The organism is Streptomyces sp. NPDC087270, from assembly GCF_044744625.1.
In the GTDB taxonomy this organism is placed as follows: Bacteria; Actinomycetota; Actinomycetes; order Streptomycetales; family Streptomycetaceae; genus Actinacidiphila.
Genome location: NZ_JBIUYR010000003.1, coordinates 326,354 through 339,474, shown reverse-complemented (window position 1 = coordinate 339,474; position 13,121 = coordinate 326,354). Strand labels below are relative to the sequence as shown.

The 13,121-nt window shown below is 73.1% G+C and carries 15 protein-coding genes and 1 riboswitch; of the genes, 9 read left to right on the top strand and 6 right to left on the bottom strand.

Annotated features, from left to right (window positions below):
- The first annotated feature begins 79 nt into the window (after nucleotides 1–79).
- Nucleotides 80–1,279, top strand: a complete 1,200-nt coding sequence (locus ACIPAE_RS08325) for an 8-amino-7-oxononanoate synthase (RefSeq protein WP_329373031.1) — start codon at nucleotides 80–82, stop codon at nucleotides 1,277–1,279.
- On the opposite strand, the gene ACIPAE_RS08320 is transcribed toward ACIPAE_RS08325, so the two are convergent.
- Together ACIPAE_RS08320 and ACIPAE_RS08315 are read right to left on the bottom strand one after the other, a co-directional pair.
- A complete protein-coding gene (locus tag ACIPAE_RS08320) occupies nucleotides 1,251–1,502 on the bottom strand; it encodes a DUF397 domain-containing protein (RefSeq protein ID WP_328459929.1) in 252 nt (83 codons plus the stop codon). The genes ACIPAE_RS08325 and ACIPAE_RS08320 overlap by 29 nt on opposite strands.
- Entirely contained in the window at nucleotides 1,499–2,353 is an 855-nt protein-coding gene (locus ACIPAE_RS08315; RefSeq protein WP_402443734.1) for a helix-turn-helix domain-containing protein, read from the bottom strand. Before ACIPAE_RS08315 ends, ACIPAE_RS08320 begins: the two co-directional genes overlap by 4 nt.
- Nucleotides 2,354–2,618: 265 nt before the next feature.
- Here ACIPAE_RS08315 and ACIPAE_RS08310 point away from each other — a divergent pair, with 265 nt between their 5' ends.
- Entirely contained in the window at nucleotides 2,619–3,047 is a 429-nt protein-coding gene (locus ACIPAE_RS08310; protein WP_329373036.1) for an ATP-binding protein, read from the top strand.
- Between the two features lie 29 nt (nucleotides 3,048–3,076).
- On the opposite strand, the gene ACIPAE_RS08305 is transcribed toward ACIPAE_RS08310, so the two are convergent.
- Nucleotides 3,077–3,820 carry a GNAT family N-acetyltransferase gene (locus tag ACIPAE_RS08305; protein WP_402443732.1) on the bottom strand — a complete coding sequence of 248 codons (744 nt, stop codon included), beginning with the start codon at nucleotides 3,818–3,820 and terminating at the stop codon, nucleotides 3,077–3,079.
- A 237-nt stretch (nucleotides 3,821–4,057) separates the two neighbouring features.
- Here ACIPAE_RS08305 and ACIPAE_RS08300 point away from each other — a divergent pair, with 237 nt between their 5' ends.
- The 3 genes from ACIPAE_RS08300 to ACIPAE_RS08290 all read left to right on the top strand — a co-directional run bounded on the left by ACIPAE_RS08300 (nucleotide 4,058) and on the right by ACIPAE_RS08290 (nucleotide 7,602).
- On the top strand, nucleotides 4,058–4,726 hold the full coding sequence (locus tag ACIPAE_RS08300) for an ADP-ribosyltransferase (protein ID WP_402443730.1): 669 nt from the start codon (nucleotides 4,058–4,060) through the stop codon (nucleotides 4,724–4,726).
- A gap of 662 nt (nucleotides 4,727–5,388) precedes the next feature.
- Nucleotides 5,389–6,321, top strand: a complete 933-nt coding sequence (locus ACIPAE_RS08295; protein ID WP_402443728.1) for a hypothetical protein — start codon at nucleotides 5,389–5,391, stop codon at nucleotides 6,319–6,321.
- Between the two features lie 108 nt (nucleotides 6,322–6,429).
- Entirely contained in the window at nucleotides 6,430–7,602 is a 1,173-nt protein-coding gene (locus ACIPAE_RS08290; RefSeq protein WP_402443726.1) for a permease, read from the top strand.
- A 423-nt stretch (nucleotides 7,603–8,025) separates the two neighbouring features.
- Here ACIPAE_RS08290 and ACIPAE_RS08285 read toward each other — a convergent pair whose 3' ends face one another.
- The 3 genes from ACIPAE_RS08285 to ACIPAE_RS08275 form a co-directional block, all read right to left on the bottom strand.
- The gene (locus ACIPAE_RS08285) at nucleotides 8,026–8,523 is read right to left on the bottom strand and encodes an NlpC/P60 family protein (protein WP_329373049.1); all 498 of its coding nucleotides are present in this window, start codon (nucleotides 8,521–8,523) and stop codon (nucleotides 8,026–8,028) included.
- A gap of 3 nt (nucleotides 8,524–8,526) precedes the next feature.
- Nucleotides 8,527–8,709: riboswitch (cyclic di-AMP (ydaO/yuaA leader) on the bottom strand.
- A gap of 476 nt (nucleotides 8,710–9,185) precedes the next feature.
- Nucleotides 9,186–9,521, bottom strand: coding sequence for a hypothetical protein (locus tag ACIPAE_RS08280; RefSeq protein ID WP_328459909.1), 336 nt, complete (start codon nucleotides 9,519–9,521; stop codon nucleotides 9,186–9,188).
- A gap of 6 nt (nucleotides 9,522–9,527) precedes the next feature.
- Complete coding sequence (locus tag ACIPAE_RS08275) at nucleotides 9,528–10,193, bottom strand: ATP-dependent Clp protease proteolytic subunit (RefSeq protein ID WP_329374560.1); 666 nt, start codon at nucleotides 10,191–10,193, stop codon at nucleotides 9,528–9,530.
- 188 nt (nucleotides 10,194–10,381) lie between these two features.
- Between ACIPAE_RS08275 and ACIPAE_RS08270 the strand changes: the two genes are divergently transcribed.
- The 4 genes from ACIPAE_RS08270 to ACIPAE_RS08255 all read left to right on the top strand — a co-directional run bounded on the left by ACIPAE_RS08270 (nucleotide 10,382) and on the right by ACIPAE_RS08255 (nucleotide 13,119).
- Entirely contained in the window at nucleotides 10,382–10,672 is a 291-nt protein-coding gene (locus tag ACIPAE_RS08270; RefSeq protein ID WP_329373053.1) for a type II toxin-antitoxin system Phd/YefM family antitoxin, read from the top strand.
- 67 nt (nucleotides 10,673–10,739) lie between these two features.
- Nucleotides 10,740–11,042 (top strand): urease subunit gamma, encoded by a 303-nt coding sequence (locus ACIPAE_RS08265; protein WP_329373055.1) that lies wholly within the window; start codon nucleotides 10,740–10,742, stop codon nucleotides 11,040–11,042.
- A 12-nt stretch (nucleotides 11,043–11,054) separates the two neighbouring features.
- Nucleotides 11,055–11,387, top strand: a complete 333-nt coding sequence (locus tag ACIPAE_RS08260; RefSeq protein ID WP_329373056.1) for an urease subunit beta — start codon at nucleotides 11,055–11,057, stop codon at nucleotides 11,385–11,387.
- A complete protein-coding gene (locus ACIPAE_RS08255; RefSeq protein ID WP_329373058.1) occupies nucleotides 11,380–13,119 on the top strand; it encodes an urease subunit alpha in 1,740 nt (579 codons plus the stop codon). Before ACIPAE_RS08260 ends, ACIPAE_RS08255 begins: the two co-directional genes overlap by 8 nt.
- The last annotated feature ends 2 nt before the right edge of the window (nucleotides 13,120–13,121 follow it).

The following is a 13,121-nucleotide window of genomic DNA, read 5'->3' as shown; positions in this document are numbered from 1 at the left end:
GCACCGCACAACATCAGCGGCCGGGTATGTGTGCATCACCACACCCGGTATCGGGCCGCTCACCCAGTACGTTGCTGGCGTGGACAGCACTTCTCAGCAGCACGGACGCGCCGACGGCCCCTTCGGATGGCTCACCGCCCAGGACCGGGTGCGGCGGGCCGCCGGCCTGCGCCGCGAACTGCGGCCCCGGGCGGCCGACTCGCCGCTGCTGGACCTGGCGGGCAACGACTACCTCGGCCTGACCCGGCACCCGGAGGTGGTCCGGGCCGGCGCCGACGCCTGCCTGCGCTGGGGCGCCGGCTCCACCGGCTCCCGGCTGGTCACCGGCAGCACCGCGCTGCACGCCGAACTCGAGGCGGAGCTCGCCGCGTTCACCGGGTTCGAGGCCGCCCTGGTCTTCGCCTCCGGCTACGCCGCCAACCTCGCCGCCATCACCGCGCTCACCGGCCCCGGCACCCTGCTGGTCTCCGACGCGGCCAACCACGCCTCCCTGATCGACGGCTGCCGGCTGTCCAAGGCCAGGACCGAGGTGGTCCGCCACGCCGACCCCGAAGCGGTCCGCAAGGCGCTCGGCGCACGCGACAGCGGCGAGCCGCCCGCCGACGGCGCGGGCGGGAACGCTTTCGTCGTCAGCGACGCGGTCTTCTCCGTCGACGGCGACGCGGCGCCGCTGCCCGAACTGGCCGCCGCCTGCCGCGCGTACGGCGCGGCGCTGCTGCTCGACGACGCGCACGGCCTGGGCGTCATGGGTGACGGCGGCCGGGGCAGCGCCCACGCCGCCGGGCTGGCTGGAGCGCCCGACGTGGTGTGCACCGCCACCCTCTCGAAGTCCTTCGGTGCCCAGGGCGGGGTGGTGCTCGGGCCGGCCGCCGTGATCGAGCACCTCGTCAACGCGGCCCGCACCTTCATCTTCGACACCGGACTGGCCCCCGCCGCCGCGGGCGCCGCGCTGGCCGCGCTGCGGCTGCTGCGACGCGAGCCGGACCGGGCCGCCCGCGCCCGCCAGGTGGCCCGGGACTTCCACCGGTTGCTGACCGGGCGCGACCTGGACGCCACCGCGCCCGACGCGTGCGTGGTGTCCGTGCGCGCACCCTCGCCCGACGACGCCCTCGCCTGGGCCGCGCGCTGCCGGGAGGAGGGCCTGGCGGTCGGCTGCTTCCGCCCGCCGTCCGTGCCGGACGGGGTCTCCCGGCTGCGGCTGACCGCGCGGTGCGACCTGACCGGCCCTCAGGTCCACCGCGCGGTCGACGTCATCGCCCGGGCCGCTCCACCGCGCTGAGCGGCCCGCCGTCGGCCAGATCCCGGACGAAGTCGCTCCACGCCTGCGGGGCGAAGAGCAGCGCGGGCCCGCGTACGTCCTTGGAGTCACGGACCGCGGTCAGACCCGAGGGGAGCCTGGCGGCCTCCACGCAGTTGTTCGCCGCGGTGCTGTGACTGCTGCGCCGCCAACTAGCGCCGCCGAGCGTCTCGCTGGAGGAAATAAAACGGGGCAGCGTTGTCATGAAACCTCCTTACGAATGCTGTTGATCATTTCAGCCGACTCCTCCCGGTGAAGAGCGCGGCCACTCAATCGGGCGAACGCTGCTCCGTACGCCGCGATGTCCTCTTTCCGATCGACGTAGAGACTACTCGTCAAATGGTCGACAACCACCACGTCGAGATCGGCAATGCGCGGAAATGAGAAGATGACGAAAGAATTCGTCACTCCTTGGTGTCCGCCGGCCGCGAACGGGAGCACTTGCAGACGCACCTGGGGCAGCTCCATCGCCTCGCGCAGCCGCAGCAGTTGCTCGGCCATCACCTCCGGGCCGCCCACCCACCGCCGCAGCACCGACTCGTCGAGCACCGCCCACAGCTCCAGCGGCCGGTCCTGGCGCAGGACCGCCTGCCTGGCTATCCGGACGTCAACGAGCGCGTCCACCTCGCGCTCGGTGAGCTGGGGCATCACGTCGCGGGTCAGCGCGCGGGCGTACGCCGGGGTCTGGAGCAGTCCGGGCACCACGCTGTTCTCCATCGAGCGGGCCCGGCTGGCACCCGTCTCCAGGGTGATGAAGTCGCGGTACTCCGGCGGCAGCACGTCGCGGAAGTCGTGCCACCAGCCGCGCTGGTAGCCGCGGCCGGCGAGCGTCGCCAGCAGGTCGCGCAGGTCGCCGTCGCGTACCGCGTACACGCTCAGCAGCACATCCACGTCCTCGGGGCGCACGCTGCTGCGGCCGGTCTCGATCCGGCTGACCTTCGACTGGTGCCAGCCGGCCAGCCGGGCCGCTTCCCCGCTGGTCAGTCCGGCCAGATCGCGCAGCCGGCGCAGCTCCTCGCCGAGCCGGCGCCGGCGTACGGCCGGGACTCGTTCCATGATGTTTCGCGCCTCCTGGGCTGAAGTGGTGCAGTCGTCGTCCGTCGCGAACACTGCGATACGACAGTGTGCCGACCAAATGCGTTCTCACGTAGCAGAGTTCACCGTTTTGAGCGACAGATATATGCATAGCGCGCTCTCCGGTCCTAATGGCGGCACGATGGATGACACTCTGGCGCGAATCAGCCGCATCCGGACCCGGCACGTACGGACTCCTCCGTGCGCGCCGGCGTCCGGACCCGGCGAGAAAGGGAACAGCGTCACCATGGCTGACCTTCAGGAAGCATCCGTCACCCTGCCGAGTGACCCCGTAGCGGTGTCCGCGGCGCGGGCCTACGTGTGCGCACGGCTCGCCGAGTGGGGGCTGCCGCCCGACGCGCCGACCCTGGACTCCGTACGTCTGGTCGTCTCCGAACTCGCCACCAACGCGGTGCTGCACACCTCCGGCCTGTCACCCAACTTCACCGTGGACATCCGTTTGGAGCACAGCGAGCACTTGCACATCGGCGTCACCGATTCGCACCCGCGCTGGCCGCAGCGCCTGCCCGGCGCCGTCCAGCAGGACAACGGGCGCGGCATGGCGATCGTCCGCCACCTCGTGGCCGAGTCCGGCGGCACGTTGCGGATCATCCCGACCTGCGACGGCGGCAAGACGGTCTGGATCATGATCCCCTGGGCGATCCCCGTGCTCTGACCAGCCGCCCCGGGCCGTCGGCGCGCGCCTCACGCGCCGTTCCGGTCTGCGGCCGGCGGGGCCTGCAGGTACGGGTACGGGTACGGGTCCGGCGGCAGCGGGTCCGGGGCCGGCAGCAGCAGAGCCTCGGCGCCGACCGGGGTGAAACCCGCGGCCAGGAAGGCGCGCAGGCTCGCCGCGTTGCCCGGGGCGATCTGCGCCCACACCGGGGCGCCGTCCGGCACCAGATGGCGCGCGGCCACGGCCAGCGACCGCCCGAGACCCCTGCCGCGGGCCCGGGGTTCGACCTCCACGGCCGCCTCCCATCGGCCGGCCACACCGCGGCCCAGCAGCAGCGTCGCGCCGGGGACGGTCCAGGCGCGCACGCCGTCACGGTGCCGCAGCGCGCGCACGATCCGGGGGTGCGAGCGGTCGTGGGTCTCCACGAGCGCGGGGCCGGGCGGCGGACCCGGCAGCGGACCCGCCACGGCGAGGACGTCGATGTTGTTGACCTGGCGGCCGGTGCGGGCCGTGAGCGCGCTCAGGAACGGCGGGTTGAGCGGCGCGGACAGGTCACCGGCCGGCAGCAGGTCCCGCAGGGCAACCCCGGGGTCCTCCCGGTCGTCCGGCCCGGCGTCCACGTCCGCGAACACCACGCTGTGCGCGGTGAACGCGATCACCCCGGCATCCCGGGGCGACGGCTGCGGCACGAACGCGACGGTGCCGTCGGGCGGCGGGAAGGCGCCGCGCGCGACATCGGCGAGCAGGCGGGCGAGTTCGGTGGGGCGGGCCATCCCCGCATTCTCGCCCCCGGCGGGGGAGCGGTCCCCGGCAGGTCCCCGGCAGGTCCCTGGCAGGTCCCCGGCGGGGGACCGCTCCCGCGCGGCGAGGCGCCGGGGCGTCAATGCCGCGCTGACTTCACGTCAACTCCGTTCTGAAACAGCACCGGTACGGGTTCGCCGACGTGCGGACGCGCCTACGATCGGGTGACGTTCATCGGTCCCGGCTTCCGTGACCGGCACGCTACGTCCATGATCATGAACCGAGTCCGGTCGCTCGCCGCGGCAGGCGCGCTGACCCTCACCGCCGTTCTCGCCACCCAGACGTCCTCCGGTGCGGCGACGGCGGCTCCGACCCGGGCTCCCGAAGCGCCCGCGGCCGCCGCGGACTTCTGCCCCGTCGTCCACGACCCGCTCTTCGCCGCCGCCGACCGCAGCGTCGACGTCCACCGCATCGTCCCCGACCCGCCGAGCTACCGCCGCACCTGCGGCGAGCTGTACCGCGCGGACGGGCGGGCGCCGGCCGTGGTCTTCCACGAGGGCTTCCAGCCGAAGGCCCCGCAGGACGGGCAGTACGACCTGGCCGCCTACGTCGAGGTCAACCAGCCGTCGCCGTACGTCAGCACCAGCTACGACCACGACCTCTACAAGCAGTGGAAGTCCGCGTACAACTACTACATCGACGCACCCGGCGGGATCGACGTCAACGCCACGATCGGCGACACCCACAAGTGGGCCGACCAGCACGAAGTGGCCTTCGCCGGCGGCATCGACCGCCGCTTCGTCGTCGGTGCCTGCCCGGTGGACAAGGCGACCAAGAGCGAGGTCCTCTCCGGCTGCGTGCGCAACCCCTTCTACACCCCCTGGCGTCTCGTCCCGGCCCCCGAGCCCCAGGGCCCGGAGCTCCTCCCGGCGAACTGACCGGGGCGCCCGCGCCGTATACCCCGCGTGGGTATACGGTCGGGGTGGCCGCGGCGTGGCGGCCGGTTGGTCCGGCGGCTGCGTGGCGCAGGACGTCGAGCGGGAAGGGAACTGGTGATGGCAGGCGTGGGGGTGGCCGGTCGGCGGGGTATCGCCCGGCTCCTGCTGGCCTGCGCCATTCTGGCCGGCCTGTTCCTCATGCACGGCGCCCCGTCAACCGCCGCCGAAGGGTGCCACGGTGACGTGACGTCGCCCGCCGCCATGCCCGCGGATGATGGCGGGCCGATGGCGGTTCGCGGAGCCGCGACGGCGCCGCGCTCCGGCGGTGCCGTCGACCACGGCGCGCGGGCGGCGGCGCCGGTCGCGGCACACGGGGAGAAGTGCGTGTCCACCCCTGCCCGCGCGCGCGGCCCGCTGCCGGTGAACGCGTCCGCGGCCGTTGGCACGGTGGCCGCCGTACCGGTGTTGGTCGGTCGTGCCGCACCGGTCGGCCGCAGGTGGCGGCGCGGGCCGCCGACGGGCGGGCGCGACCTGCTGCTTCGGGTGGGCGTCGCGCGGACCTGAGCAGGCCGTGCCGGAACGGCGGTTGTGCCGGTTCCGGCGACGCGTCCTGCTCGCTCCGCGCGCCCGTCGTGGCGCGCCCCTCCGGAAAGAACCTCCCGATGTCCTCCTTCCTCCGTCCCTTCGCACACCACCGCGCGCTCTTCGCGGCCGGCGCGGCCGCCGTACTCGCGCTGGCGCTCGCCGGGTGCGGCTCCTCCGGCGACGCCGCCTCGGCCCCGGCCGGATCGACGGCCCCGTCCACGGCTGCCGCGACGCCCTCGTCCGTCGGTTCCGCCCACGACGGCCCGACCATGCCCGGCATGGACCACATGGCCGGCGGCGACGGCCTGTCCGCCGCCATGGACGGCTACCAGCTGACCAGCGCGACCAGGACGCTCCCGGCGGGCCGGCCGGGCGCCTACCGGTTCACGGTCACCGGGCCGGACGGCAGGCCGGTCACCGACTTCGCGGTCGACCAGACCAAGCGCCTGCACTTCTACGCCGTCCGCTCGGACCTGACGGGCTTCCAGCACCTCCATCCGGTCATGGCGGCCGACGGGACGTGGACCGCGGACCTGGCCGAGTTGAAGCCCGGCGCCTGGCGGATGTTCGCGTCCTTCACGCCCGGCAGCGGCCCGGGCAAGGGCACGGCGTTCGTCCTGTCCCGCACTGTCGCCGTGCCGGGGCCGGCCACCATGGCGGCGCTCCCCGCGCCCGCGCCGTCGGTACGGGTGGACGGCTACACCGTCGCCGTCGCAGGCGGGTTGATGGCCGGGATGGAGCATCCGCTCACCGTCACGATCACCAAGGCGGGCAAGCCCGTCACCGACCTACAGCCGTATCTGGACTCGTACGCCCACCTGACCGCCTTCCACCAGGGCGACGGCGCGTTCGCGCACCTGCACCCGACCGCGCGGGTGGACGGTGACCACGGCGGGCCGCAGCTCTCCTTCCACGCGGAACTTCCCTCGGCCGGCGACTGGCGGCTCTTCCTGCAGTTCCGGACCGCCGGCACCCTGCACACCGCCGCACTGACGCTCGACGTCGGCTGAACCGGTGGGGGCCGCCCGGGTGGCGGCCCCCACCCGCGCCTCCGGGCCGCCCCGCGACCTCGCACCGGCCCGCCCTCCAAGGAGCACCCGGCAGGGAAGGTTTCGTCCATGCACGCCGTACTGCACGCGCTGTCCATCACGGGCTCCATGACGTGGGAGATCACCTGGGCACTGATCCTGGGCTTCGCCCTGTCCGCCGTCGTCCAGGCGATCATCCGCAAGTCCACGGTGGTCGCGCTGCTCGGCGACGACCGCCCCCGCACCCTCGCCGTCGCCACCGGCCTGGGAGTCGCCTCCTCGTCCTGCTCCTACGCGGCGGTGGCGCTGGCGCGCTCGCTGTTCCGCAAGGGCGCCGACTTCACCGCCGCGATGGCCTTCGAGATCGCCTCCACCAACCTCGTCGTCGAACTCGGCGTGATCCTCGCGCTGCTGATGGGCTGGCAGTTCACGCTGGCCGAGTTCATCGGCGGCCCCGTCATGATCATCCTGCTCGCCGTGCTGTTCCGGCTGTTCCTGCGCGACCGGCTGCTGCGCCAGGCCCGCGAGCAGGCCGAGCGCGGCGTGGCCGGGTCGATGGAGGGCCACGCCGCGATGGACATGTCCGTACGGACGGAGGGCTCGTTCGCCCGCCGGCTGCTGTCCCGCGAGGGCGTCACCGCCACCGCCCACGTGTTCGTCATGGAATGGGCGGCGATCCTGCGCGACCTGGTCGTGGGGCTGCTCATCGCCGGCGCGATCGCGGCCTGGGTGCCGGACTCCTTCTGGCGGGCCTTCTTCTTCTCCGGCCACCCGCTGGCGTCCAAGCTGTGGGGACCGCTGATCGGGCCGCTCGTCGCGGTCGCGTCGTTCGTCTGCTCCATCGGCAACGTGCCGTTGGCGGTGGTGCTGTGGAAGGGCGGCATCAGCTTCGGCGGGGTGGTCGCGTTCATCTTCGCCGACCTGCTGATCCTGCCGATCCTGAACATCTACCGGAAGTACTACGGCGCACGCATGGCCCTGTTCATCCTCGGCACCTTCTACCTCGCCATGGCCGTCGCGGGATACGTCGTCGAACTCCTCTTCGGCGGCCTCGGCCTGATCCCCGACCAGGCCGACGCGAGGATCCCCATGCAGGGCGTCAGATGGAACTACACCTCCTTCCTCAACATCGCCTTCCTCGTCCTGGCCGCCGCCCTCCTGGTGCGCTTCTTCCGGACCGGCGGCGCCGGGATGCTCCGCATGATGGGCGGCGCCCCCGACGCCGATGACGCCGAGCACGCGGATCACGCCGGGCACGGGTGACGGGGAAGGCGCTCAGAGCGGTCCGGGCACCCTGCCCGGGTGGGTCCGCGCGTCCGGCCCCGCCTCGCCGGGCTACTGGGGGGCCGACTGCCCGCGGCACGCCGCCGTCGGCGACACCGGCCGTACCCTCACCGGCATTGCGGCCCTCCTCGCCGTGGCCGTGGCCGGGGGAGCGACGGCGGCCTGGCGGGTGTCCCGCGGGTGGGGCCGGGCCACGGCGATGTGACGAGGCGTCAGCGGGTGGAGCCGTAGGGGCGCGGCGGGCAGGGGCGGGCGCGTGGTTCGGGCCCGGGCGCGGACCTGAGCGCGGACCTGGGCTCGGACGGAGCCTCGCGCCGCCGTGGAGGGTGCCCGGGGCCCGGCCCGCGTCGACCGTCGGGGGCGCGGTGCGCGTGCGGTCGAGTGCCCGGCCGCCGGGCGGCGTCAGTTCACCCGTCCGTACCAGACGCCGCTGGTCCAGATGTGTTCGAGCCGGACCGTGCTGCCGGTCTTCGGCGCGTGCCAGATGTTGCCGTCGCCCGCGTAGATCCCCACGTGGTAGACCGAGGCGCCGGACGAGCCGCTGTGGAAGAAGACCAGGTCGCCCGCCCGGCGGGAACCCGCCGAGATGTGCGTGGTGCGGTTGTACTGGGCGGCGGCGGTGCGCGGCAGTTGCTCGCCCGCCTGCTTGAACGAGTACAGCGTCAGCCCCGAGCAGTCGAAGCGGTACGGCCCGGTGGCCCCCCACTGGTAGGGCGAGCCCTTCTTCGACGCGGCGATGCTCAACGCCCTGGCGGCCATGGTGGCGGCGTCGGCCCGCTGGGCGTTGCCCGGCAGCAGGATCGGGACGGCGACGGCCGCTGCGGTGAGCAGAGAGGCGGCTCCGAGCCGCGAGAGCCGGGAAGTGGCCGGCCGAAAGCAGATGCGGTTGGGCGTGCACATGCGCGACCCTTCGTCATCAGCCTGCGAAGGATGACCTGTCGGGTTCGGGCTGGCGAAGATGCCCGGCCGCATGCAAGCGGCTTCACCCCAAGGGTGCTCCGGCGCCCGCCGGAGACCGGTGGGCGCCGGAGCGACCCGTCGTGCTGGGTCCTCCGCTCCTGCCGTTGCACTCGTGTCGACCTGGCATCCGCGCGTCGGCAGGACTGGGCATCCGCACGGACCGCCCCGCCACGGCGGCGGGGGCTTGTCGTCACCACGGATGGTTACGCACACGACGGGGCGGCGCCGGGACAGAAACGCGCGATGTGACCTTCATCACATTGCATCCAGCCGGGTGAACCGCCGCCCCCGCGAGCCGCTCACGTACCCCCGCCGTACCCCCTGAACTGCGCCGACCGGTACCGGCGAAGTCGCAGTCCAGCCGACACGCGCAATCGCGCACCCGTTTGCCACGAGAACTTCCGATACGCCAATGGGCTGATGAGACCGGCGGTCGTGTCGCGGAAAACGGTGACACGCGGTGACGGCGGGCGGGTTCGGCCGGGTGCGCGCGACCGCGCCTCCGCGGTGCGGCCCGACCGCGCCTCCGCGGTGCTGCCTCCTCCGTGGCGCCGCCGACGGTGCGGCCCGACCACGCGCCGCTGACGGCGTGCTGCCGCGGTCTACGCCGACGGGCCGCCGCTGCCACCCGGGTCCGCCGCCGGCTCGGGCGCCACCGCGACCCGCGCGGCCCGCCGCTCCCCGTCCAGTACCCGCAGGGCGCGGCCGAGGGTGGCGTGGTGCAGGTCCGTCTCGCCGCGCAGGTGCATCACCGTGAGCGCGTCCCGCATCGCCAACGCCCGGCTGACGAGTGCCTGCGCGGCCCGGAGCGCCGAGTAGGTGTCAGTGGTGCGGGAGGGGTTGATCCGGCCGAGCAGGTCGACCAGTTCCAGGTAGCAGTCGATGAGTTCGCCCTCGGAGCGCGTGAGGGCGGGCAGCGGCGGGAGTTCGGGCGCCACGCCGGTTCACCGCGGGCCGGTGCCGCGCGAACCGTTGCCGCCCTTGCGGCTGGTGGTCAGCGCGTCGGCCAGCCCGTACGCGACCGCCGCATTCGCGTCGAAGATCGTGTCGCGTTCGAGGTCGGCGGAGACCCGCTCGGCCGGCTGACCGGTGTGCCGCACCAGCAGGGCCTCCAACTGATCGCGGGTGCGCAGCATTTCGTTGGCCTGGATCTCCAGGTCCGAGGTGTCGCCCCGCACCACGTCGCCGAGCGAGGGCTGGTGGATGAGGATGCGGGCCCCCGGTGTGATCATCCGCTTGCCCGGTGCGCCCGCCGCCAGCAGCACCGCGGCCGCCGACGCGGCCTGCCCGATGCAGACCGTCGCCACGTCGCAGGTGACGAACTGCATCGTGTCGTAGATGGCGGTCATCGACGAAAAGGAGCCGCCGGGGGAGTTGATGTAGAGGTTGATGTCCTGGTCGGGCGAGGCGCTCTCCAGATGGATGAGTTGGGCCATCACGTCGTTGGCCGAGGTGTCGTCGACCTGCGTGCCCAGGAAGACGATGCGCTCCTGGAGCAGCTTGGAGTACGGGTCCATCGTGCGGACGCCGTTGCTGCTGCGCTCGGTGAACTCGGGCAGCACGTAACGGGCCGTGGGTGCCAGGGGAGAGGCGGACGCCAGGTGCGTCATGAAGCTCGGGGTCGCGGGCGTCGGGTGGTCGGTCATCGCACACCTCCGTCGGTGCCGCGTCGGCGCCCGCCGGCTCGGCCGCCGGTTCCGGGGTGGGAGCGGGGGCGGAGACCGGCGCGGACATCGGTCGCGGCATCAATCCGTCAGGTCAAAATGTACAGGACGTACATCTCGTTATGATGGGGAGCATGACCCATGACGTCCCGGTGACACAAGCCCGCGCGCAGCTCGCCGAACTGATCAACCGCGTGGTCTACGGCGGCGAGCAGGTGGTGCTGACCCGGCACGGCAAGCCCCTGGTCGGCCTGGTCTCCGCCGCTGACCTGCAACGACTGCGGGAACTCGACGAGCAGGCCGAGGAGCAGGTGATCAGTACGGTCTCCACGCTGGGCGGCCGCGCGTCCGCCACGGGCGAACGCCACCGGTTCGGCATCGCCGCCGAGCACCGCGGCCCCCAGCCGGGCGACCGCCGCCCGTAACAGCTGTTAACGCGTTCGAAACCGCGCCGAACTAGCCTCACGGGCCCGGAGACTGTGAGGTGCGGCTGTGCGGTTGACCCCCCATGAGCAGGAGCGGCTGCTGATCCATGTGGCCGCCGACGTGGCCGAGCGCAGGCGCGCCCGCGGGCTGCGGCTCAACCACCCCGAGGCGGTCGCGCTGATCACCGCGCACATCCTCGAAGGCGCCCGCGACGGGCGGCGGGTGGCCGAGCTGATGGCGTCCGGGCGGACCGTGCTCAGCCGGGCGGACGTCATGGACGGCATCGCCGAGATGATCCCCGAGGTGCAGGTCGAGGCCACCTTCCCCGACGGCACCAAGCTCGTCACCGTCCACCAGCCGATCGTCTGAGGGGCGGTGCCCGTGATCCCCGGAGAGATCCTGACTGCTGCCGGTGCCGTGCCGCTCAACGTCGGCCGCCCGGTCACCCGGCTCACCGTGCTCAACGCCGCCGACCGGCCGGTACAGGTCGGCTCCCACTACCACTTCGCCGAGGCCAACCCGGCGCTGCGCTTCGACCGCGCCGCCGCTCGCGGCCTGCGGCTGAACATCGCGGCGGGCACCGCCGTCCGGTTCGAGCCGGGCATCCCGGTCGAGGTCGAGCTGGTGCCCGTCGCCGGGCAGCGCGTCGTGGCCGGACTGCGCGGCGAGACTGCCGGGCCCTTGGACGAGCAGAGCGGAGCCGCCGGTGCCTGAACTGTCCCGGGCCGTATACGCCGACCTCTACGGACCCACCGCCGGCGACCGTATCCGCCTCGCCGACACCGACCTCCTGATCGAGGTCGAACGCGACCTCGCGGGCGGGCCCGGCACCTCCGACCACCCCGGCACCGCGGGCGACGAGGCGGTCTTCGGCGGCGGCAAGGTCATCCGCGAGTCGATGGGCCAGGGCCGTGCCACCCGCGCCGAGGGCGCCCCCGACACCGTGATCACCGGCGCCGTCGTGCTGGACCACTGGGGCGTGGTCAAGGCGGACGTCGGCATCCGCGGCGGCCGGATCACCGCGCTCGGCAAGGCGGGCAACCCGGAGACGATGGACGGGGTCCACCCCGACCTGGTCATCGGCCCCGACACCGAGATCATCGCGGGCAACGGCGCCATCCTGACCGCCGGAACCATCGACGCGCACGTCCACTTCATCTCGCCGACCCTGATCGACCAGGCACTCGCCTCTGGTGTCACCACCCTCGTCGGGGGCGGCACCGGCCCGGCCGAGGGCACCAAGGCGACCACCATCACCCCCGGCGGCTGGCACCTGGCCCGGATGTTCGCCGCTCTGGAGGCGTACCCGGTCAACATCGGGCTGCTCGGCAAGGGCAACACCGTCAACCAGCCGGCCATGCACCAGCAGTTGCGGGACGGCGCGGTCGGCTTCAAGATCCACGAGGACTGGGGCGCGACGCCGGCCGCGATCGACGCGTGCCTGCGCGTGTGCGAGCGCAGCGGCGCCCAACTCGCCATCCACACCGACACGTTGAACGAAGCGGGGTTCGTCGAGGACACCCTCGCCGCGATCGCCGGACGCGGCGTGCACGCCTACCACACGGAGGGCGCGGGCGGCGGGCACGCACCCGACATCATCACCGTCGTCTCGCAGCCGCACGTGCTGCCGTCCTCCACCAACCCGACCCGCCCGCACACCGTCAACACCGTCGAGGAGCACCTCGACATGCTGATGGTCTGCCACCACCTCAACCCGGCCGTCCCGGAGGACCTCGCGTTCGCCGAGTCCCGCATCCGACCCTCCACGATCGCCGCCGAGGACGTGCTGCACGACCTCGGCGCCATCAGCATCATCAGCTCCGACTCCCAGGCGATGGGCCGGATCGGCGAGATCGCGACGCGCACCTGGCAGACCGCACACGTGATGAAGCGCCGCCGCGGCGCCCTGCCCGGCGACGGCCCCGCCGACAACCACCGCGCGCGCCGCTACGTCGCCAAGTACACGATCAACCCCGCCATCGCCCAGGGCCTCGACGCGGAGATCGGCTCGGTGGAAGCGGGCAAGCTCGCCGACCTGGTGCTGTGGCAGCCCGCGTTCTTCGGGGTCAAGCCGCAACTGGTCATCAAGGGCGGCCAGATCGCCTACGCGCAGATGGGAGACGCCAACGCGTCGATCCCCACCCCGCAACCCGTGCTGCCCCGGCCGATGTTCGGCGGCGTCGGCGCCGCGCCCGCCGCGAACTCCGTCAACTTCGTCACCCAGGCGGCCATCGACGACGCGCTGCCCGAACGCCTCGGCCTGGCCAAGCCGTTCACCGCCACCCGCGGCACCCGCGCCGTCACCAAGGCCGACCTCCGGGAGAACGACGCGCTGCCCCGGGTCGAGGTCGACGCCGACACGTTCACGGTGCGGATCGACGGGGAGACGGTGGAACCCGCGCCCGCCGTCGAACTTCCCATGGCCCAGCGGTACTTCCTCTTCTGAGG